Genomic DNA, 20807 nt, shown 5'->3' on the forward strand with positions numbered 1-20807 from the left:
AGCTGCGTCTTGGCAGGATTTGCCACAGATCTTTTGGGGAGGACGGAGCAATGGTTTCCATCGCGGGCTGGGGGCATACCAAATTCGGCAAGCTGACAGACATGTCGGTCGAGGACATGATCACCATCGCCGGGCGCGAGGCATTGGCCGATGCCGGGCTGGGCGCCGAGGCGGTCGACGGCATCTGGGTGGGTCATTTCAATGCCGGGCTGGTGGGGGACGGCTTCCCCTCCTCGCTGGCGATGAGCATCGATCCGGCGCTGCGTTTCAAACCCGCGACCCGGTTGGAGAATGCCTGCGCGTCGGGTTCGGCTGCGGTGTTTGCGGCGCGTCAGGCGATCCTGTCGGGCGAGGCGCGGGTGGCGTTGGTGATCGGGGTGGAAAAGATGACCCATCTGCCCACCGCCGAAGTGGCCGCGGCCCTTGGCCATGCGGCGTATCAAAAGGAAGAGGCGGGACTGTCCTTTCCAGGCGTCTTTGCGCAATTTGCGCAGGCCTATTTCGACCGCTATGGCGATCACAGCCGGGCGCTGGCCCGGATTGCCGCCAAGAACCACGGCAATTCTGTCAACAACCCGCTGGCACAGTTGCAGAAACCGCTGGACGAGGCGTTCTGCGCCGAGGTGTCCGATCGCAACCCGATCATCGCCGCGCCGCTGAAAAAGACCGACTGTTCGCTGGTCTCGGACGGGGCGGCGGCCCTGGTGCTGGTGGCCGACGATATACTGGGTGAGGTGACCAAGGCCGCGCGGCTGCGCGGCGTGGCGCAGGTGAATGACATCATGCCGATGTCGCAGCGCGATCTGCTGGCCTTCGAGGGGCCGCGCCGGGCGATCCACCGGGCCTATGACCGGGCTGGCGTCACCGTCAGCGATATCGACGTGGCCGAGGTTCATGACTGTTTCACCATCGCCGAGTTGCTGATCTACGAGGCGATGGGGCTGGCCGCGCACGGCCATGCGGCTGACTTGCTGGAGGGCGGTGTTGTCCATGCGGGCGGGCGGCTGCCGGTGAACCTGTCCGGCGGGCTCAAGGCCAAGGGGCACCCGGTCGGCGCCACCGGTGTATCCATGCACGCCCTGATCGCGCGGCAGGTGCTGGGGCAGGCGGACGCGATGCAGCATCCGGGCGCCGAACTGGGGCTGGTCTTCAACATGGGGGGATCGGGGGTGGCCAATTACGCCTCGATCCTGGAACCGGTCAAGGCATGAATATCGGCCTATGGCTGGCGCGGCAGGCGCAGGCGGGCGGCGAGCGCCCGGCGCTCTATCTCGGGCGCGATATGGTGGCCGATTATGCGGGGTTTCACGACCGCGCCGCGCGGGTGGCGGGCTGGCTCAGCGGGCAGGGTGTGGCGCCGGGCGACCGCGTCGCGCTGTTCATGGGCAACAGCCCCGATTATCTGATCCTGCAATATGGCATCTGGTATGCCGGGGCCGCGGCGGTCCCGATCAATGCCAAGCTGCACGGGCGCGAGGCGGCCTATATCCTTGCCGACTCCGAAACCACGATCACCTTTGCCACGCCCGATCTGGCCGCCGCCCTGTATGAGGCCCAGGCGCCGGGCCGCATTGTCGAGACGGGCGCGGCCGGGCTGGCCGTGATCCTTGCCGCCGACCCGGTCACGGCCCCGGCGCAATGTGATCCCACCGATCTGGCTTGGCTCTTTTACACCTCGGGCACCACGGGCAGACCCAAGGGGGTGATGATTACCCACCGGATGCTGATGGCGGTCTCGCTTGCCTATCCGGTGGATGTTGACCCGGTCACGCCCGAGGATACGGTGCTTTATGCCGCCCCGATGAGCCATGGCGCCGGGCTCTACAACATGGTGCATGTGCTGCGCGGGGCACGCCATGTCTGCCCGGCCTCGGGCGGGTTCGACCCGGGCGAGATCTTCGATCTGGCGCGCCATTTCAGCCGGGTGCAGATGTTTGCAGCGCCCACCATGGTCAAGCGGATGACCGAGCAGGCCCACGCCAGCGGAGAAACCGGCGAGGGGCTGCGCACCGTGGTCTATGCGGGTGGGCCGATGTATCTGGCCGATATCGTCGAGGCGGTCGACCATTTCGGGCCGACCTTTGTACAGATCTATGGTCAGGGCGAATGCCCGATGGGTATCACCGCCCTGTCGCGCCATGACGTGACCGACCGTAACCACCCGCGCTGGCAGGCGCGGCTGGCCAGCGTCGGGCGCGCGCAATCCCCGGTCCAGTTGCGCATCGGGGATGGGGATGGCGCGCCGTTGCCGCCGGGCCAGACCGGCGAGGTCATGGTGCGCGGCGACGTGGTGATGCCGGGGTACTGGCGCAATCCGCAGGCAAGTGCCAAGGCTTTGCGCGACGGCTGGTTGATGACCGGCGATATGGGGTTTCTGGATGCGGATGGGTATCTGACGCTTCAGGACCGCTCCAAGGACCTGATCATCTCGGGTGGATCGAACATCTATCCCCGCGAGGTCGAGGAGGTCTTGCTGACCCATCCGCTGGTGCGCGAGGCCTCGGTCGTGGGCCGGCCCCATCCGGACTGGGGCGAGGAGGTGGTGGCCTTTGTGGTGGGTGAGGCCGAGGCGGCAGAGCTTGACGCGCTCTGCACCCGGAACATCGCGCGGTTCAAGCGGCCCAAGCACTATCGCTGGCTGCCGGATCTGCCCAAGAACAATTACGGCAAGGTTCTCAAGACCGAACTGCGCCGGATGCTGGAGGACGAGGGATGACCGATCTGAGCGGAAAAACGGCGCTGGTGACCGGCTCGGTCCAGGGCATCGGGCTGGCGATTGCCAAGGTGCTGGCGGGGGCCGGTGCCCGCATCGCGGTGCACGGGCTGGCCGATGCGGATGAGGCCGAGGCGGCCTGTGCTGCGATGCGCGCGGCGGGCGCGCCCGAGGCGCGGTTCTTTGCCGGCGACTTGCGCGACCCTGGCCAGATCGCCACGCTGATGCGCGAGGTGGCCCATTGGGGCGGCGCCGATATCCTGGTCAACAATGCCGGTATCCAGCGCACCGGGCCGCTGGCCCAGATGGCGGGCGAGACCTGGGAGACGATCCTGTCCGTCAATCTCAGCGCCGCCTTCTACACCATGCAGGCCGCCATGCCTGCCATGGCCGAGCGCGGCTATGGCCGGGTGATCAACATCGCCTCGGTGCATGGTCTGGTGGGTTCGGTCGAGAAGGCGCCCTATGTGGCGGCCAAGCACGGGCTGATCGGGCTGAGCAAAGTGGCGGCGCTGGAATATGCGGCGCTTGGTGATCGGGGCCGGGGCGGTGTGACCGTGAATTGCATCTGTCCGGGTTGGACTGAAACCGCCATTCTCGAGCCGCAGATCGCCGCGCGGATGGCGGCGCTAGGCGCCGATCGCGAGGCGGCTATGGCCGATCTGATGGCCGAGAAACAGCCCTCGCGCCGGGCCTCGGACCCTGCCGAAATCGGGGCGCTGGCGCTGTGGCTTTGCGCCCCCACCGCCCATAACGTGACCGGGGCCGCGATCCCGGTGGATGGCGGCTGGACCGCGCAATAGGTCAGAGCGCGCTGAACCAGTCAGGCAGGCGGGTGCGGATGCGCGGCGTGTCCCGGCGCGCGCGTACCACGCCGGGACCTGTCTCGCGGACAGGTTGGGTCGAGATATCGGCATAGGCGCGCGGCTCGGCCTCTTCCCATGGCAGCTCCGGCAGCGCCTCGAACTGTTTGAAGAAACGGCGGCTGTCGGTGCCGGGGTTGAGCCAGGCCTGGCCGGGATTACCCAGGCCCGGCTGGTCGGCCACCTCTCGCCGGTGTTCGGCTGCGCGTGCCAGCGCGGCGCTGTTGGCGTATTTCAGATGCACCAGATAGACACCGCGCGGCATGATGAAGGGGAAGCTCTCGACCCGTGCCGGTCGCAGCTGCACCCCGTGCGCCTTGAGACCGATCCTGTTGCGCACCGCCCAGGCCTTGGAGTAGTTGCCTGTAAAGACCGCGCTCTGGCGATGCTTCAGGACCGGTTCGTCCCCGCTCAGCGCGGCGTCCTCGGCCCGTTCACCCAGATTCAGTCCCAGGGAAAAAACGGCGCTGCGACGCTGGCGGGCGAAGAAATCGGCGAAACCGTCGAATCGCTCTGGGTCGAGGCAGATCAGTTCATCCGCGTCGGTGCGGATCACCCAGTCGTAAATCTGGTTCAGCCCGTTCTGAAACGCGTTGAGCATGTCGCCCCGTCGGGTGTCGAACCGGCTGAGATCGTCGCGCGGGATGGTCAGGATGCTGGCGCCGGGACAGATGCGGGCAATCTCGGGGTCGGTGCCATGGGCCACTACGTAAAGATGCTCGGCGCCCAATTGGCGTGCAAAGTGCCGGTACCATTGACCCAGCGCCCAGTGATCGCGGTAAACCATGGTGATCGCACATATTTTCATGCGCTCATTTAGGCAGGCGCGGACCTTTCGGGCAAGAGTCGGAAATTGGGAATTTCCGACCAGGAAAAGTCCTTTTCCTGGTCGTTTTCCGTGCCGGAAAACGGTCTCATCCACGCAAAAAAAAGAACCGGCCCTGTGGGGCCGGTCGAAGGTATCGGCAGGGGCTGATAGCCCTGCACGACGGGGAGTGTGAAGTCAGATCGCCAGATACTCGGATCGCAGTTCGGCGTTTCCGAGCACTTCGGCGGCGCTGCCGTCAAAGACGATCGTGCCGGTATCCAGGATCACCGCGCGGTCGGCCAGTTCCAGCGCCCGCACCGCGTTCTGTTCGACGATGATCGTGGTCATGCCCTGTTCCTTGATGTGGATGAGGGTCTTTTCGATCTCGTCCACGATGACCGGGGCCAGCCCCTCATAGGGTTCGTCCAGCAATAGAACCTTGATGTCCCGGGCCAGAGCGCGCGCGATGGCCAGCATCTGCTGTTCGCCGCCCGAAAGCGTGACACCCTCCTGTTTGCGCCGTTCGCCCAGGCGCGGGAACAGGTCGTAGAGCCGGTCGATCGACCAACCGATCGGCGGCGCGATCTGGGCCAGTTGCAGATTCTCTTCGACTGTCAGTCCGGGGATGATCCGGCGATCCTCGGGGACCAGTCCCAGCCCGGCCTGCGCGGCCTCGTAGCTGGTCATGTTGTGCAGCGGCTGATGGTCCAGCCAGATCTCGCCATGGGTCACCATCGGAGATCCGGTGCGCGCGATCGAGCGCAGGGTCGAGGTCTTGCCCGCCCCGTTTCGCCCAAGCAGGGCCAGGATCTCGCCCTCGTGCACGTTGAAGTTCACGCCCTGCACGATGTAGCTTTCGCCGTAATAGGCATGCATGTCCCAGACCGACAGGAAAGCGGGGGCGGTGGTGGCCTGGTTGGCGTTCTTGGAGAAATCGGGTTTTACGTTCATGGTTTATCCTTTCTCACTCATCTTGTCCGAAAACCGGTTCCCGGTTTTGGGGATGAGTGACGCACTCCCTTACGCACTTTCGCCCAGATAGGCTTCGCGCACCTTCGGATGACCCTTGATGTTTTCGGGCGTGTCCTCGACCAGCGGCGTGCCCTGGGCCAGGACGGTGATCCGCTCGGCCAGGCTGAACACCACGTGCATGTCATGTTCGATGATGGCGATGGTGATGTCGCGTTCCTGTTTGATCTGCTTGAGCAGGTCGATGGTATTGTTGGTATCGGCCCGTGCCATGCCCGCGGTCGGTTCATCCAGCAGCAGCAGTCGGGGTTCCTGGCTCAGGCACATGCCGATTTCCAGCCGCCGCTTGTCGCCGCGAGACATGGCGGCGGCATGCATGTGCCGCTTGTCGGCCATCCGCATCTCTTCCAGCATATGCATGGCCCGGTCCACGACGTCTTTCTGCTGGCTTACCGAGGGCAGCGCGTTCAGTTCGAACGCGCCGTCCCGTTTGGCGAAACAGGGGATCATCATGTTTTCCAGAACCGTCAGATCGCCAAAGATCTCTGGCGTCTGAAACACGCGGCTGATGCCCATCTGATTGATCTCGTAAGGGGCGCGTCCCAGAACGGACTGGCCGTCGAACATGACGCTGCCGCTATCCGGGATCAGCTTGCCGACCAGGCAGTTGAGCAAGGTGGACTTGCCCGCGCCATTCGGTCCGATGATGGCGTGAACGGTGTTTTCGGCCACGCTCAGGTTGACATCGGACAGCGCCTGAAGACCACCGAACCGCTTGCCCACATTCTTGACTTCGAGAATTCCCATGATCCCGGCTCCTTATTCCGCAGGCTCGTGCTTGGTCTTGGCCTCACCCGAGCGCTTGCCCCGGTTGCGCAGCCAGTTGCCCAGCCGCTGGCCGCCTTCGACAAGGCCGCCGGGCAGGAAGATCACCACCAGCATGAACAGGATACCCAGCGTCAGGTGCCAGCCCTTGCCGATGAACGGGTGCACGATGAAGACCATGAAGTCTTCGATCCCGTCGGGCAGGAAGCTGAACCACTGGTGCAGGATGGTGTCGTTGATCTTCGAGAAGATGTTCTCGAAATACTTGATGAAGCCCGCGCCCAGAACCGGCCCGATCAGGGTTCCCGCACCGCCGAGGATGGTCATCAGCACCACCTCGCCGCTTGCGGTCCACTGCATCCGCTCGGCGCCCGCCAGCGGGTCCATCGCCGCCATCAGGCCACCGGCCAGACCGGCATACATGCCCGAGATGACGAACGCCGCCAGAGTGTAGGGGCGCGGATTGAGACCTGTATAGTTCATGCGCTGCTGGTTCGATTTCACCGCCCGCAGCATCATGCCAAAGGGCGAGCGGAAGATGCGGATGGCGAGATAGAACATGACCATCATGATCACCGCGCACAGGTAATAGCCCGCGTTGAAGTCAAAGCTCCAGGCGCCGAGGTCGAGCTTGTAGGTCGAGCGCATCGACAGGCCGAACAGATGCGGCATGTCGGGCAGGCTGTCCCGGTGGAAAATCTGCGGATCGTCGGCGTAGACCTGAAGCCCGGTTTCCCCGTTGGTCAGGTTGAACTTGGGGTTCGACAGCACCGAATAGGCCAGCGCAAAACTCATCTGCGCAAAGGCCAGTGTCAGGATCGAGAAATAGATGCCCGAGCGGCGCAGGCTGACATAACCGATCAGCAGCGCGAACAGCGCGGCCACGACGACACTCAGCGCGATGGCCGGGATCACGTTGTAGCTGAGCAGCTTGAACATCCATACGGCCGAATAGGAGCCGACGCCCAGAAAGGCCGCGTGGCCGAAGCTGAGATAGCCGGTCAGGCCGAACAGGATGTTGAAGCCGATTGCGAAGATGCCGAAGATCACGAACCGCTGCATCAGGTCGGGATAGCCTGCATTGAACTGCGCCATGGCGCTTCCGGTCGGGAAGGGGTTCAGGATGAACGGCGCCAGCAGGGTGAGGATCGCCACGATGATGAGAAGCGAAGTGTCTTTCTTGTCCAGTCCCAGCATGGGTTAGTCCTCCATCACGCCCTTGCGGCCCAACAGGCCCCGAGGACGGGTCAGCAGAATGATGATTGCGACCAGATAGATGATGATCTGGTTGATGCCCGGGATGGTGGTGGTGGCCCAGGTGGTCGAGGCAAAGCTTTCCAGCACACCCAGCAGGAACCCGGCCGCGACGGCGCCCGGCAGGCTGCCCATGCCGCCGACCACGACGACGACGAAGCTGAGTACCAGGAAATCCATGCCCATGTGATAGTTGGGCGGGTTGAGTGGCCCGTACATGACACCCGCCAGACCGGCCACACCGGCGGCGATGCCGAACATGATGGTAAACCGCTTGTCGATATTGATGCCCAACAGGCCCACGGTCTCGCGATCCGCCATGCCCGCGCGCACCACCATGCCGAAGGTGGTGAATTGCAGGAAGGCGAAGACACCGCCGATGATCACCGCTGCAAAAGCGAAATAGACCAGGCGCCAGATGGGATAGATGATCGCGTTCGGGTCAAAGCCCAGCATCAGCCCGATATCGAGCGAACCCTTGAGTGCCGAGGGTTCCGGCGTCTGGATCGGGTTGGCGCCGAAGAAATACTTGATGATCTCCTGCAACACGATGGCCAGGCCAAAGGTCACCAGGATCTGGTCGGCATGGGGACGCTTGTAGAAATGCTTGATCAGCCCGCGCTCCATCGCATAGCCGATGAACAGCATGATCGGGATGGCGAAAATGACCGCCAGCGGCACCGACCAGTCGATGATCGCGGCGCCGGTCTCGGGCCCGAACCAGGAATGAACATAGGGGGTATCGACTTTCAGCGGATTTCCGAGGAAATCCTTCTGTGTTTCGTCGATGGTCTGAAAACTCAGATTGAGAATGCGTTGCAGCATGACGGCGCAGAACGCCCCGATCATGAACAGCGCACCATGGGCGAAGTTGACGACGCCCAGTGTCCCGAAGATCAGCGTCAGGCCCAGCGCGATCAGCGCATAGGCAGAGCCCTTGTCGAGCCCGTTTAGAATTTGCAGCAGGATTGCGTCCATCGTCCCCACCCTTGGCTGGTACTGTTTGCTCTTCCCGATGTGCGATCGGGAAGAGCAAGGTCACGACATTTCAAGACTTGTCGTCGAAAGGTCCGGTTGCCGGATCAGGCGCCCGGGTTGCACTGGCCCAGCGTGGCCTCGTCGCCACCGAACATCGGGTGGTTCGGCGGATACATGACCTGCTCGACCGGGGTGACCTCGACGATTTCCAGCGTGTCATAGGCGTTGGTCGGGTTCTGCGCACCGCGCACGACCAGAACGTCCTTGAAGCACTGGTGGTCGTCGGCGCGATAGAGTGTTTTGCCGTTGCCCAGACCATCGAATTCGAAGCCTTCCAGCGCCTCGACCACACCGCAGGGGTTGAAGGTTCCGGCCCGCTCGCAGGCATCGGCATAAAGCAGAACCTGGGCATAGCAGGTCTGGGCCGAGTTCGACGGCGGCTTGCCGTACTTCTCGCCGAACGACTTGACGAAGGCGCGCGAGCCCTCGTTGTCGAGCTGCCAGTTGTAGTTCATAGAGCCCAGCACGCCCTTGATGTTGTCGCCGGCACCGGCGGCCATCAGTTCCGAATAGAGCGGCACGACGATCTTGAAGTCCTTGCCATTGGCGACCTTGTCCAGCAGGCCGAACTGGATGGCGTTGGTCAGCGAGTTGACCATGTTGCCGCCATAGTGGTTCAGAACCAGCACGTCGGCGCCCGAGTTCAGGACCGGCGCGATATAGGACGAGAAATCGGTCGAGGCGAGCGGGGTCTTGACCGTGTTCACGGTTTCCCAGCCAAGTGCCTCGGTCGAGGCCACGATCGACTCTTCCTGTGTCCAGCCCCAGTTGTAGTCGGCGGTCAGGTGGTAGGCGCGGCGATCTGCGCCCATCTCCTTTGCCAGCACCGGCGCCAGTGCGGCACCCGACATGTAGGCGTTGAAGAAATGGCGGAAGCCATTGGCCTTGCGGTCCTTGCCGGTGGTGTCGTTGGCATGGGTCAGGCCAGCCATGAAGATCACGCCCGCATCCTGGCACAGGCCCTGTACGGCCACGGCCACGCCCGAGGACGAGCCGCCGTTGATCATGATGGCGCCGTCCTTTTCGATCATCGACTTGGCCGATGCGCGGGCAGCGTCCGACTTGGTCTGGGTGTCGCCGGTCACGAACTGGACCTTCTTGCCCAGGATGCCGTTCCCCTTGAGTGCCTTCGAGGTGAAGGTGTTCAGGCAGCCGCCGTCGCCCATCCCGTTCAGATGCTCGACCGCCAGCTGTTGTGCCAGCAACTCGTCATTGCCTTCATCGGCATAGGGGCCGGTCTGGGGCACGTTGAAACCCAGGGTGACGGTGCCACCGGTGGGTTCGTTGGTATAGGCGGCGGCCGAAGAGGCGGTGAAGATCGTCGGCAGGGCCACACCGGCCCCGGCAACCGCACCGGTCTTGAGCACGCCCCGGCGCGTGACTTGGTTCTTGGACATGTTTTCCTCCCAAAAGATTGCGTGCGCGGCGGCTCCTCTTCCGCGATGCGCAGGCACATGTGTGCAAAAGCAGTATGGTGGGGGATTGGAAAATTACGCAATAACCCCTTTAAACCGAAAGAAAATTCTGTAAATCTCTCAACACGGTTTTCGAGGGTGATGTAAAAAACCTTATGTCGCGCCGCAGAAACCCGTTGATTTTTATTCACATTCCGGGAACGGGATACCATGGCACGCGACACATTGACGGGCAGTCGAATCCGCGAGCGGCGGCTGATGATCGGTCTCAGGCAGGCCGATCTGGCCCGCAAGGTGGATATTTCCGCCTCCTATCTCAACCTGATCGAGCACAACCGCCGCAGAATCGGCGGTAAACTGCTGGTCGATATCGCGGCTGCACTGTCGGTCGAGCCTTCGATGCTGACCGAGGGTGCCGAGGCGGCGTTGCTGGCGACGTTGCGCGAGGCGGCTGCCGATGCCGGTTCCACCGCCGCCGAGGCGGACCGGGTCGATGAATTCGCGGGCCGCTTTCCGGGCTGGGCCGAGGTTCTGGCGCGGCTTTTCCGGCGGGTTGGGTCGCTGGAACGCACGGTCGAAACTTTGTCTGATCGGCTGACGCATGACCCGCATCTTGCCGCGTCGCTGCACGAGGTGCTGTCGACCGCGGCCGCGATCCGTTCGACGGCGGCGATCCTTGCCGAACCGGGAGAGCTGGAGGCGGAATGGCGCGACCGGTTCCATCGCAACCTGCACCAGGACGCCGAGCGTCTGGCAGAAAGCTCTAAGTCGCTGGTGGGCTGGCTTGACGACAGCGAGGCGGGTGATGACCGCACCGGTGTCCCGGTCGAGCAGGTCGAGGCCTTCGTCGCCGGACGCGGTCACCATTTCACCGAACTTGAAAAGGGTGGCTCGGTTGCGGATGTGCCGCTCGACAATCTGGCCTCGGGCGCCGCGCGCGAAATCGCGCGCTCGATGCTTGCGGTCTATGCCGCCGATGCGCGTGCCATGCCGCTGCCCGAGATGGTGTCGGCACTGGATGTTCTGGGGCTCGATCCGGTCGCGCTGGCGCGACGCTTTGGTGTCGGGCTGCCTGCGATGTTCCGGCGCCTCGCCAGCCTGCCCGAAGGCGTGTTGCCACACGAAGCCGGACTGGTGATCTGTGATGCCTCGGGCAGTATCCTGTTTCGCAAGCCGGTGACCGGTTTCGCCTTGCCCAGGCATGGCGAATCCTGTCCGCTCTGGCCGCTTTACGCCGCGCTTGGCCGGCCGCTCGTCCCGATCCGCCGGAGGGTGTCGCAGCTGGGGCGCAACGCGGCAGAGTTCGATTGCCTCGCCGTCGCCTGGCCCGAGGGCATGCCGGAATTCGATAGTGATCCGGTGATCCGTTCCGTCATGCTGATCCTGCCTGTTCCGACCGCCGAGCGGGGGCGGCAGGCGGCGCAGCCGGTCGGTGCATCGTGCCGGGTGTGCCCGCGCCGCGACTGCGCGGCGCGGCGCGAACCGTCGATCCTGTCCGAAGGGTTTTGACAGGCCCCTGACAGCGGGTCTAATCTGAATTCGGGAAAACGAGCGGGCAGCAGTCCGCCACCTTTTGGGGGAGGAAGGGGCAAGGATGAGCCGACGGCTTCTGCTGATCGAAGACGAGCCGAACATCGCCGAAGCAATTCGTTTCCTGCTGACGCGCGATGGTTGGCAGGTTGAAACGCACGAGGATGGGGCGGATGCGGTCGAGAAGATCACCGCCGCCGCGCCCGATCTGGTGATCCTGGACGTGATGCTGCCGGGCAAGAGCGGCATGGATATCCTGCGAGAATTGCGCGAGCGGGTGGCGACGCGGGACCTGCCGGTTCTGATGCTGACCGCGCGTGGCCAGTCGCGCGATCGCGACATGGCGGAAAAGGCCGGGGTCAGCCGGTTCATGACCAAACCCTTTTCCAATGCCGAGGTGTTGACAGCGGTGCGCGATCTGCACGCACAGGCATCGCGCCCATGAGCCGGTCCGCGGGCGAGGAGACCGGGCGCACCCCTGTCCAGCCGCCGCCCGTGTTTCTTGAGCGGCAAAGCTATCGCCGCCGCCGCCTGATGGATGCCGCGCGGCTGTTGCCGCTGATGGGGGCGGCGCTGTTCGCCGTGCCGCTGCTCTGGCCGTCCGAGGGGGCGGGCACCGTGCGGATGTCGGCGGCCATCACCTATGTGTTCGGCGTCTGGGCCATCCTGATCGCGGTCAGCGCCCTGTTCGGACGCGCCACGCGTCAGAGTGGCGGTCATCAGATCGGGCAGGAGACCGAGCGGTGACCTCGCTCAACGTCCTGGTCGCGGTCTGCATGACCTATGTGATCCTGCTGTTCGGGGTCGCCTTTGCCGCAGACCGGCTGTCCTCGACCGGACGCACGACCTGGCTGCGCTCGCCGCTGGTCTATACCCTGTCTCTGTCGATCTACTGCACGGCCTGGACCTTTTACGGCGCCGTGGGCTATGCGGCGCGCTCGGGGCTGGAATTCGTCACCATCTATCTGGGGCCGACGCTTGTGATGATCGGCTGGTGGTGGGGATTGCGCAAGCTGGTGCGGGTGGGGCGCTCGCAGCGGGTCACCTCGATCGCCGACCTGATCTCGTCTCGCTATGGCAAGTCGAACACGCTGGCGGTCTGCGTTACCCTGCTCGCCGTGATCGGTGTCACCCCCTATATCGCGCTGCAACTCCAGTCGATCACCCTCAGCTTCGATATCTTCGCCGAGGCCGATCCGGTCAGCCGTCCGGGTGAGGGGTCAAGCGCCTTCTGGGTGGCGGGCGGGCTGGCGGTGTTCGCCATCCTGTTCGGCACCCGCAACCTGGATGCCAATGAACGCCATCATGGCGTGGTCACCGCCGTCGCCATCGAGGCGGTGGTCAAGCTGGTGGCGCTTTTGGCGGTGGGAATCTTTGTCGTCTGGGGCATCGCCGGCGGGCTGGGTGACACGCTGTCGCGCATCGACGCCTCGGAAATCGGGGTCTGGCAGGTCGATCACGGGCGCTGGGCGACCATCACCTTTCTGGCGGCGGCGGCCTTTGTCTGCCTGCCGCGCATGTTCCAGGTGATGGTGGTCGAGAACGATGACGAACGCCACCTGCGCACCGCCGCCTGGGCCTTTCCGCTTTATCTGATGCTGATGAGCCTGTTCGTGGTGCCCATTGCCGTGGTGGGGCTGGAGATCATGCCCAAGGGGGCGAATCCGGACATGTTCGTGCTGACGATCCCGCTGGCGCAGGGACAGGAGACGCTGGCGATGCTCTCCTTTCTGGGCGGGTTTTCTTCGGCCACCTCTATGGTGATCGTGGCGGCCATGGCATTGTCGACCATGGTGTCGAACCATATCGTGATGCCGATCTGGCTGAACGCCCAGGGCAGCGGCGCCTCGGTCTCGGGGGACGTGCGTTCGGTGGTGCTCTATGCCCGGCGGGTGTCGATCGCGGCGGTTCTGGCGCTTGGCTATTTCTACTATCGCCTGTCGGGAGGCGGCGCGGCGCTGGCCTCGATCGGACTCATTGCCTTTGCCGGTATCGCCCAGATCCTGCCGGCGCTGGTGGGGGGGCTGTTCTGGCGCGGTGCCACCCGGACCGGCGCGCTGGTCGGGCTGACAGTGGGGTTCGTTCTCTGGCTCTATACGTTGCTGCTGCCCGGAATGGGCGCCGGGGTGATCGCGCCCTCGGTGATGGAGGACGGGCTGTTCGGCCTCTCGTGGCTGCGCCCGCAGGCGCTGTTCGGCATCGACGGGCTCGACCCGATGGTGCATTCGGTGATGTGGTCACTGTCGCTGAACACCGCCGCCTTCTGCATCGCCTCGCTGTTGAGTTTTCCCAGTCCGCTGGAGCGGTTGCAGGGCGCGCAGTTCGTCAACGTGTTCGACCATTCCGCCGGGCCGCGGGGCTGGACCGGATCCGTTGCGCAAAGCGAGGACCTGATGATCATGTCGCAGCGCATCATGGGCGCGCGCGAGGCGCAGGAGTTCTTTCATTCAGAGGCGGTGGCGCAGGGCAGCCGCGCCTATCTGCCCGAGCCGAACCCGGCCTTTCTGGAGCGGCTGGAGCGGGAACTCAGTGGCTCGGTCGGGGCGGCCACGGCGCATGCGATGATCGGCCAGATCGTTGGCGGCTCCTCGGTTTCGGTCGAGGACCTGCTGGCGGTGGCCGATGAATCCGCGCAGCTGCTTGAGTATTCCAGCCGGCTCGAGGCGAAATCGGCCGAGCTCAGTCGCACTGCCCGTAAATTGCGCGAGGCAAACGAGAAACTGACCCAGATCTCGCTGCAAAAGGACGCGTTCCTGAGCCAGATCAGCCACGAATTGCGCACGCCGATGACCTCGATCCGGGCGTTTTCCGAGATTCTGCGCGATACCGACGGACTCGAGCCGGTGGAAAAGACCCGCTACGCCACAATCATCCATGACGAGGCGCTGCGACTGACGCGGCTGTTGGATGACCTGCTGGACCTGAGCGTGCTGGAAAACGGTCAGGTCACGCTGAACATGGGGCAGGGTCGGCTGGTCGATATCCTTGATCGCGCCGTGGCGACGGCGTTGACGGGCACAGACAGGGCGCTGCGGGTACGGCGCCATCGTGGGGCCGAACGGATTGCGCTGCGCACCGATCTGGACCGGCTGTCACAGGTCTTCATCAACCTGATCTCGAACGCGCAGAAATACTGCGATGCGGCCGACCCCGAACTGACGATCACCGTGCATGACGTGGGCGGGCGGATCGTGGTCGATCTGATCGACAATGGCGGGGGTATCCCGCTGGATGCCCGCAAGATGGTTTTCGAGAAATTTGCCCGTGTCAGCGCTGAAAAGGCCGGTGGTGCCGGCCTGGGTCTGGCGATTTGCCGCGAGATCATGCAGCGCCTGGGCGGTGATGTCAGCTATCTCTCGGGGCAGGAGGGTGGCGCGTTCCGTGTCAGCCTGCCGGTCGGCATGGAAATCGCCGCGCAATAGATCGTCGTAAAGAGCTTGGTAACGCTTGCCGCGCTACACCTGTCTGGTGACTGAGGCGGAGCGGCAGGCAAAGCGCATGTGATGGCGACGGACGCGGAAAACAAGATGGTTCTGGAACGGAAACTGGCCCTGGCTCGGGACGAGCGGCAGGGCGACACCCGCTCGATCCTGCGCGCGCTGCGCCTGGCGCTGGCCCGCGCCGCGGACGAGGCGGTGGGGCTGGCCATGTCGGTCATCGGGGCGACCCAGGCCCGGCGCGAGCTGGATGAACTGGGGCGCGCGGTGGCCGAGGACCGGCTTTACCTGATGCTGTCGGGACCAGAGGGCGCCTTGGGAGCGGCCTGTATCGATCGTGCGTGCGTCACCGCGATACTGCAACAGCAGACAATGGGGCAGGTGGTGGCCGGGGGCGGTGTCGAACGCTCGTTCACCGGAACCGATGCGGCCATGGTGGCGCCGCTGTTCGATGCGCTGCTGCCGCGGGCCCATGACATGGTCGAGCAGCCTGCCGACCGCGCCTGTCTCGCCGGGTTCGAATTCTGTGCGCGTGCGGAAAGCCGCAGGGCCCTGTTGCTGTTGCTGGAATATGATCTTTATCGGGTGTTCGACCTGACGGCCGAGATTGCCGGAGGCAAGGCCCAGGGGCAGATCACCCTTATCCTGCCTGACCGGTCCGAGGCGGATCTGGCTGTCGCCGAAGGGGCGACCGCATCCAAGGGCAGTCATCTCGACACGGCCTTTGGCGTGGTCCGGGCCGAGCTGGATGCGGTGATCTCGCGCATCCGCCTGCCGCTGGCTGCCTTTGCCGGGATGCAGCTCGGAGACCTGCTGCCGCTGGTGGGACTGAAGCTCGACAAGACCGAAATCGTAACCATCGAGGGGCGGCAGGTGGCGCTGGCCCGGTTGGGCCAGTGCCGGGGCATGCGGGCGGTACGGCTGAACGAGAAACTGCCCGAACCCGAACGGATGGAACAGGGGTCTGACGGGTTTCTGGCACACAAGCCCAGCGATGGGCCGAGGCCTGAAACTCCGGCGGAGCCGGATGTGATCGACCACGAGACGCACCCGCGCGCGCGTGCACGCCGCCGCGTCGAGGAATACGAGGATGTCGATCCCGATACCGAGGGTGAAATGGATGCTCTCTCCGAATACGACCTGCCTGCGCTGAGCGCCGACCAGGTCGCTTCGGAAATCGCCGAACTGGCGGGGTTGCAGCAAGAGGAGGAGGTGGCCGAACCCCGCTAATCCGGCGGGGAAGGCGGGATTAGCCCTGTGCTGCCGCGATTTCGTCCAACCGTGGACGCAATGCGTCCAGTTGATACCCTGCCGCTGCTGTCTTGCTCAACACTGTGTCGGCGCCGAGCGCGCCACAGTGACCCAGCGCCCAGACCACGGAACACCGGGTGCCCGAGGCGCAATAGGCGAGAACCGGGCCGCTGGCAGTCTCGGCCAGCGCGGTCTGCCGCGCCACGTTTTCCGGTGTCATGGTTTGATGGGTCAGTTCCAGCACCTCGAAATCCAGCCCCGCCGCGCGCGCGGCCGCGCCGATGGCTTCGGCCTGATGGCTGGGCGGCACCTCGGCATCGGGGCGGTTGCAGATGATCCGGGTGAAACCGGCGGCTGCGATGGCGGGAATGTCCTCGACCGAAATCTGCGGCGAGACGGCGTAGCGGGGGGTGATCGGTCGAATATCCATATCCGCTCCTTAGGCCGTTGCCGCGAGCCTGTCCAGTTGCGTGCCGACGCGGGGCGCCACCGCCATGCCCGCCAGCATCGCAACCAGGAAAATCAGCCCGCCAACCCCGCCATAGCTGAGCGAGGCGATGGCCGGACCGGGGCACAGCCCGGCCAGGCCCCAGCCCATGCCGAACAGCACCGATCCGGTGATCAGGCGATGATCCATTTCGGGGCGCGGCAGCGCCGGAAAGCTGCCACCCGCCAACGGTTTGCGCCCCTCGGTCAGGCGCCAGGCCAGCAGCATCGGCAGGATGGCGCCGCCCATCACAAAGGCCAGCGTCGGGTCCCAGTCGCCGAACACATCCAGCCAACCCTGTACCTTGCGTGTATCGGTCATACCCGAGACAAAGAGGCCGCCGCCGAACAGCGCCCCGGCGACAAGCGAAATCAGCAAGCGCATCAGATCACCCCCAGGACATGGCGGAAGATCGCCAGCGTCAGACCGCCAGCGAGGATGTAGAACACGGTCGCTACGATACCACGCAGCGAGAACCGCGAGATGCCGCAGACCCCGTGACCCGAGGTGCAGCCATTGGCGATACGGGTGCCGACCCCGACCAGCAGGCCTGCGGCCACGATGACCCAGATATCGCTGGTCACATGCGTGTCGATCTCGACGCTGTAGAGCGGCCACAGCACCAGCGGCGCGACCACGACGCCGAAGAGGAACACCGCCCGTTCGACCCAGTTGCCGCGCCCGGTGCCGTCGATCAGGCCGCCCAGAATGCCGCTGGCCCCCATGATGCGGCCATTGCCCAGCAGATAGACCGCGCCGCCGGTGCCGATCAGCAGCCCGCCGACGAGCCCCCAAATCCAATCCGTTTCCATTATAACCGTGTTCCCTGTTCGCGCTTGATTGGTTCGCCGGTCAGAGCTTGTTGACCGGCAGTTTCAGAAAGACATTGCCCTGTTCGTCGGCCGGCGGCATCTGGCCCGCGCGCATGTTCACCTGCAACGAGGGCAGGATCAGCCGCGGCATGCCCAGCGTGGCATCGCGTGCGTCGCGCATGCGGACGAACTCTTCGACGCAGCGGCCCTGACCGATATGGATGTTCAGCGCCTTCTGCTCGCCCACGGTGGTTTCCCAGGCGTATTCATCGCGCCCCGGCGCCTTGTAGTCATGGCCGACAAAGATGCGGGTTTCGTCCGGCAGGGCCAGAATCTTCTGGATCGACTGGTAGAGCGTTGCAGACGAGCCGCCGGGGAAATCGCAGCGCGCGGTGCCAAAGTCGGGCATGAACAGCGTATCGCCGACAAAGGCCGCATCACCGATCACATAAGTCAGGCAGGCCGGCGTGTGGCCGGGCGTGTGCAGCACGTCGCCGCGCATCTGGCCGATATGGAAACTGTCGCCCTCGCGGAACAGCGCGTCGAACTGGCTTCCGTCACGCTGGAATTCGGTGCCCTCGTTGAACACCTTGCCGAACGTGTCCTGCACGACGGTGATATTGGCGCCGATGCCGATCTTGCCGCCCAGACGCTCTTGCAGATAGGGCGCGGCGGAAAGGTGATCGGCATGCACGTGGCTTTCGAGAATCCACTCGACATTGAGACCCTCGGCGGTGACGTAGTCCACGATCGCATCGGCCGATGTGGTGTTTGTCCGGCCAGAGGCGTGGTCGAAATCCAGAACGCTGTCGACGATGGCGCAGGCGCGGCCGTCGGGCTCGCGCACTACATAGGACACCGTAAAGGTGGCTTCGTCGAAGAAGGCTTTTACGAAGGGGGTCATGACGGACTCCTGTTGGTTTCCTGGATCATATGGTAAATTGTGAATATGATGCAACTCCCATGTGCCACTTTTCTATATCCGGGGCGTTTTGATGTCGGTCAATGCGCGCGAACGGGTGCTGTGCAAGGATGCGGCAATCGCCACGAAAACGGGCATATCCGCCCTTTCGACCGGGAGATGGGGCCGAATGTCCGGGAAATTTCTTAAGCCTGTTACGCGGCTGTGGCAGATTCGGTTCCGATACAGGGGAGAAGACACATGACAGCACAGGATCTCTATCACGCCGCCGAGCGCCTGGAACGACGGGTAACGGGGGCGCCGCTGAATATCCGGCTTGAGGTGCAGCCGGAATTCAGCCGGGTCGTGGACCGCATGCGGCAGCATGGGCTGAAAGTGCCTGCGCGACTGCGCCAGCTTGATGCGGCGCTGTGCGAGGATGCGGTCGAGGCGCGGTTCGACAATATGCCGGTCTGAGCGCGCCGCGCTCAGCCCAACGATATCCCGACCATCACCATCATCAACCCGATCACGGACAGGAACAGCGCGCCCAGGTTCCAGGGCAGCACCGCCTGAACTGCGGCGCGGAGTTCATCGTCGCTCAGCCCGGCCTTGCGGGCACGGTTGACGCGCAGGATGCACCAGACCAGCCCGGCCAGCCCAAGCAGCGACAGGGCGGCGCCCGCCCAGATGATGATGTCGAACAGCATGACCGCGCCCCGTCTGTTACGCCAGTTGCGCGCCCGCGTTACCGCATCGGCCCATCCGGCGCAACCGGCGGGAAATGATCCTTGCAGGCGAACCGGCGCCGCGTTATCCCGCTCGTCGCCGCATAACGCACCGATGGAGATCGCACCGATGGATCAGCCCCAATCAGACGCCAATTACGGGATCGCCGCAGGCGAGTTGCGCCAGTTCATCGAACGGATCGAGCGACTGGAGCAGGAAAAGAAAGACATCGCCGACCAGCAGAAAGAGGTGATGGCCGAGGCCAAGGCGCGCGGTTACGACACCAAGGTCATGCGCAAGATCGTCGCCCTGCGCAAGCGCGACAAGGACGACATCGCCGAGGAAGAGGCGGTGCTGGAGATGTACAAGGCGGCGCTGGGTATGGCGTGAGTCGCGCGCCCGATGGTCCGTCCGCAGCCGGACGGGTCAGGGGGCGATGAACTGCACGCCCGGAATGCGTTGCAGGCTGAATACGTCTTCGTCGTATAGCTCTGTCAGCTGGTCGACCAGTTCATGGGTCCAACCGGGCAGGTCCAGCTCTTCCTCGACCGCATCCTCCAACGCGTATTTGTCGAGAAAGGCGGCGATGACCCGGCGTTTCTGCATCTCGCTCAGCTCGGGGTGTTCGGCCAGATAGGCACGAAACCGCTGCATGCCCTCTTTGGACATGATCTCGGACAGGAGCGAGAAACCGCCCACGATCTTGTTGCCGTGTTCCAGCCCTGCCATGTCGCGGATGATCTGGGCCCAGATCAACGGCGTATCTTCATTGCACCATAGGGTCAGTTGCACGTTGGGCGCCGCGGCGCGGATGCTTTCGACCATGCCGGTCCAGTGCAACTTGTGCAGGTCCATCCCCTCCATCGCCTGGGTCGCGCCCTTGTCGGGCAGGGAGCCCAGCACATCGGGGACGAAACTGGCCGGGTTGCGGATCGCCATGAACATCTCGACCTGATCGTAGGCAAAGATGGATTGCAGGTTCGCCATGCGGGTTGCCGCGCGGGGATAGAACATGCCCTTGCCCAGGGCCGACCAATGAGAGCCAAAGAAATTGGAATCCGAAAAGATCACCCGGTCGGCCACCTCGCCATCCAGGATCGCTTCCATCATCACCTCGCGCGCTTGCGGCTCGGGTTCGGCGTCGTCCAGCGCGGTCAGCACCTTCTTGAACAGGTCGCGATACTGCGCAGGCCCCGGAACGGCGATCCCGCGCTGAGAGAACGGCTCCTTGTTGCTCAGCAGACATTTGATCAGTCGATCATCGTCGGTGCCATGTGCGCCGGTATGGAATACCACCTGCATCGGTTGCCGGGCTTCCTTTTGAAAAACAAACAGATATTTTCCTGACTACAAGCTAGCCGCCGGCCAGTCAAACGCTTGCCGTGGGGCTTTATTCGGACAATTTCCCCAAGTGGCCGAGATTTCCATCTTGCAGTCTGGTCTGCCTGCGATTAATCGGAAGCTGTTGCCCCTATAGCTCAGCTGGTAGAGCAACTGATTTGTAATCAGTAGGTCCGCGGTTCGAGTCCGTGTGGGGGCACCATGCCATAAGATCAAGATATTGTTATTGTTTAATTATTTTGGAGAAGTTTTGGCTTCATCCCCCTAAATATACACCTTTGAGGCGTTGGTGGCTACTCAGTTATGGGTCTTTCATCGCATTTGACAAATCCTGCGATTCACGGACCAGAGCGTTCACTAGGCTCCAGACTCGTTCTTTTTCATAGCCAGAACAAAACGGTTGCGGCGAGAGCGATGGCTGAGAAGAAGGTTTC

The 20807-nt window shown here is 63.9% G+C and carries 22 protein-coding genes and 1 tRNA gene; 11 read left to right on the forward strand and 12 right to left on the reverse strand.

Going from position 1 to position 20807, the window contains the following annotated elements:
• Positions 1 to 50 precede the first annotated feature (50 nt).
• Genes AC2FLM_RS17470 through AC2FLM_RS17480 form a run of 3 tightly spaced genes read left to right on the forward strand, consistent with a single transcriptional unit; the run spans position 51 to position 3516 of the window.
• On the forward strand, positions 51 to 1211 hold the full coding sequence (locus tag AC2FLM_RS17470; RefSeq protein WP_496859304.1) for an acetyl-CoA acetyltransferase: 1161 nt from the start codon (positions 51 to 53) through the stop codon (positions 1209 to 1211).
• Complete coding sequence (locus tag AC2FLM_RS17475; protein ID WP_496859305.1) at positions 1208 to 2716, forward strand: class I adenylate-forming enzyme family protein; 1509 nt, start codon at positions 1208 to 1210, stop codon at positions 2714 to 2716. The genes AC2FLM_RS17470 and AC2FLM_RS17475 overlap by 4 nt, the downstream gene beginning before the upstream one ends.
• Positions 2713 to 3516 (forward strand): 3-hydroxybutyrate dehydrogenase, encoded by an 804-nt coding sequence (locus AC2FLM_RS17480; protein WP_496859306.1) that lies wholly within the window; start codon positions 2713 to 2715, stop codon positions 3514 to 3516. The genes AC2FLM_RS17475 and AC2FLM_RS17480 overlap by 4 nt, the downstream gene beginning before the upstream one ends.
• 1 nt (position 3517) lies before the next feature.
• Here AC2FLM_RS17480 and AC2FLM_RS17485 read toward each other — a convergent pair whose 3' ends face one another.
• From AC2FLM_RS17485 to AC2FLM_RS17510, 6 genes are all read right to left on the reverse strand, one after another.
• On the reverse strand, positions 3518 to 4384 hold the full coding sequence (locus tag AC2FLM_RS17485) for a glycosyltransferase family 2 protein (protein WP_496859307.1): 867 nt from the start codon (positions 4382 to 4384) through the stop codon (positions 3518 to 3520).
• Between the two features lie 195 nt (positions 4385 to 4579).
• On the reverse strand, positions 4580 to 5335 hold the full coding sequence (locus tag AC2FLM_RS17490; RefSeq protein WP_234139440.1) for an ABC transporter ATP-binding protein: 756 nt from the start codon (positions 5333 to 5335) through the stop codon (positions 4580 to 4582).
• 69 nt (positions 5336 to 5404) lie between these two features.
• Positions 5405 to 6160: an ABC transporter ATP-binding protein gene (locus AC2FLM_RS17495; protein ID WP_234218629.1), complete on the reverse strand. Its 756-nt coding sequence runs from the start codon at positions 6158 to 6160 to the stop codon at positions 5405 to 5407.
• A gap of 12 nt (positions 6161 to 6172) precedes the next feature.
• Positions 6173 to 7375 carry a branched-chain amino acid ABC transporter permease gene (locus AC2FLM_RS17500; protein ID WP_496859308.1) on the reverse strand — a complete coding sequence of 401 codons (1203 nt, stop codon included), beginning with the start codon at positions 7373 to 7375 and terminating at the stop codon, positions 6173 to 6175.
• Positions 7376 to 7378: 3 nt separating this feature from the next.
• A complete protein-coding gene (locus tag AC2FLM_RS17505) occupies positions 7379 to 8410 on the reverse strand; it encodes a branched-chain amino acid ABC transporter permease (protein ID WP_044027955.1) in 1032 nt (343 codons plus the stop codon).
• Positions 8411 to 8514: 104 nt separating this feature from the next.
• Entirely contained in the window at positions 8515 to 9867 is a 1353-nt protein-coding gene (locus AC2FLM_RS17510) for a substrate-binding protein (protein WP_234143238.1), read from the reverse strand.
• Between the two features lie 228 nt (positions 9868 to 10095).
• Here AC2FLM_RS17510 and AC2FLM_RS17515 point away from each other — a divergent pair, with 228 nt between their 5' ends.
• From AC2FLM_RS17515 to AC2FLM_RS17535, 5 genes are all read left to right on the forward strand, one after another.
• Positions 10096 to 11394 (forward strand): short-chain fatty acyl-CoA regulator family protein, encoded by a 1299-nt coding sequence (locus AC2FLM_RS17515; protein WP_496859309.1) that lies wholly within the window; start codon positions 10096 to 10098, stop codon positions 11392 to 11394.
• 85 nt (positions 11395 to 11479) lie between these two features.
• Positions 11480 to 11860, forward strand: a complete 381-nt coding sequence (locus AC2FLM_RS17520; protein ID WP_234139446.1) for a response regulator transcription factor — start codon at positions 11480 to 11482, stop codon at positions 11858 to 11860.
• The gene (locus tag AC2FLM_RS17525; RefSeq protein WP_234139447.1) at positions 11857 to 12162 is read left to right on the forward strand and encodes a hypothetical protein; all 306 of its coding nucleotides are present in this window, start codon (positions 11857 to 11859) and stop codon (positions 12160 to 12162) included. Before AC2FLM_RS17520 ends, AC2FLM_RS17525 begins: the two co-directional genes overlap by 4 nt.
• Positions 12159 to 14837, forward strand: a complete 2679-nt coding sequence (locus tag AC2FLM_RS17530; protein ID WP_496859310.1) for an ATP-binding protein — start codon at positions 12159 to 12161, stop codon at positions 14835 to 14837. The genes AC2FLM_RS17525 and AC2FLM_RS17530 overlap by 4 nt, the downstream gene beginning before the upstream one ends.
• Before the next feature lie 81 nt (positions 14838 to 14918).
• On the forward strand, positions 14919 to 16082 hold the full coding sequence (locus AC2FLM_RS17535) for a FliM/FliN family flagellar motor C-terminal domain-containing protein (protein WP_496859311.1): 1164 nt from the start codon (positions 14919 to 14921) through the stop codon (positions 16080 to 16082).
• Positions 16083 to 16101: 19 nt separating this feature from the next.
• On the opposite strand, the gene AC2FLM_RS17540 is transcribed toward AC2FLM_RS17535, so the two are convergent.
• Genes AC2FLM_RS17540 through AC2FLM_RS17555 form a run of 4 tightly spaced genes read right to left on the reverse strand, consistent with a single transcriptional unit; the run spans position 16102 to position 18306 of the window.
• Positions 16102 to 16533, reverse strand: a complete 432-nt coding sequence (locus tag AC2FLM_RS17540) for a protein tyrosine phosphatase family protein (RefSeq protein WP_496859312.1) — start codon at positions 16531 to 16533, stop codon at positions 16102 to 16104.
• Between the two features lie 9 nt (positions 16534 to 16542).
• A complete protein-coding gene (locus AC2FLM_RS17545) occupies positions 16543 to 16974 on the reverse strand; it encodes a DUF6691 family protein (RefSeq protein WP_234139451.1) in 432 nt (143 codons plus the stop codon).
• Positions 16974 to 17402, reverse strand: coding sequence for a YeeE/YedE family protein (locus tag AC2FLM_RS17550; RefSeq protein ID WP_234139452.1), 429 nt, complete (start codon positions 17400 to 17402; stop codon positions 16974 to 16976). The genes AC2FLM_RS17545 and AC2FLM_RS17550 overlap by 1 nt, the downstream gene beginning before the upstream one ends.
• Positions 17403 to 17442: 40 nt before the next feature.
• Positions 17443 to 18306, reverse strand: a complete 864-nt coding sequence (locus AC2FLM_RS17555) for an MBL fold metallo-hydrolase (protein ID WP_496859313.1) — start codon at positions 18304 to 18306, stop codon at positions 17443 to 17445.
• A gap of 258 nt (positions 18307 to 18564) precedes the next feature.
• Between AC2FLM_RS17555 and AC2FLM_RS17560 the strand changes: the two genes are divergently transcribed.
• Entirely contained in the window at positions 18565 to 18780 is a 216-nt protein-coding gene (locus tag AC2FLM_RS17560) for a hypothetical protein (protein ID WP_234139454.1), read from the forward strand.
• Between the two features lie 11 nt (positions 18781 to 18791).
• On the opposite strand, the gene AC2FLM_RS17565 is transcribed toward AC2FLM_RS17560, so the two are convergent.
• A complete protein-coding gene (locus AC2FLM_RS17565; RefSeq protein WP_430539512.1) occupies positions 18792 to 19013 on the reverse strand; it encodes a hypothetical protein in 222 nt (73 codons plus the stop codon).
• Positions 19014 to 19161: 148 nt separating this feature from the next.
• Here AC2FLM_RS17565 and AC2FLM_RS17570 point away from each other — a divergent pair, with 148 nt between their 5' ends.
• Positions 19162 to 19422, forward strand: coding sequence for a DUF2312 domain-containing protein (locus AC2FLM_RS17570; RefSeq protein WP_011046781.1), 261 nt, complete (start codon positions 19162 to 19164; stop codon positions 19420 to 19422).
• Positions 19423 to 19458: 36 nt separating this feature from the next.
• Here AC2FLM_RS17570 and AC2FLM_RS17575 read toward each other — a convergent pair whose 3' ends face one another.
• A complete protein-coding gene (locus tag AC2FLM_RS17575; protein WP_496859314.1) occupies positions 19459 to 20334 on the reverse strand; it encodes a hypothetical protein in 876 nt (291 codons plus the stop codon).
• A 165-nt stretch (positions 20335 to 20499) separates the two neighbouring features.
• Here AC2FLM_RS17575 and AC2FLM_RS17580 point away from each other — a divergent pair.
• A tRNA-Thr gene (locus AC2FLM_RS17580) sits at positions 20500 to 20575 on the forward strand.
• Positions 20576 to 20807: the final 232 nt, after the last annotated feature.

It is taken from the genome of Ruegeria sp. SAZD011 (assembly GCF_059612545.1).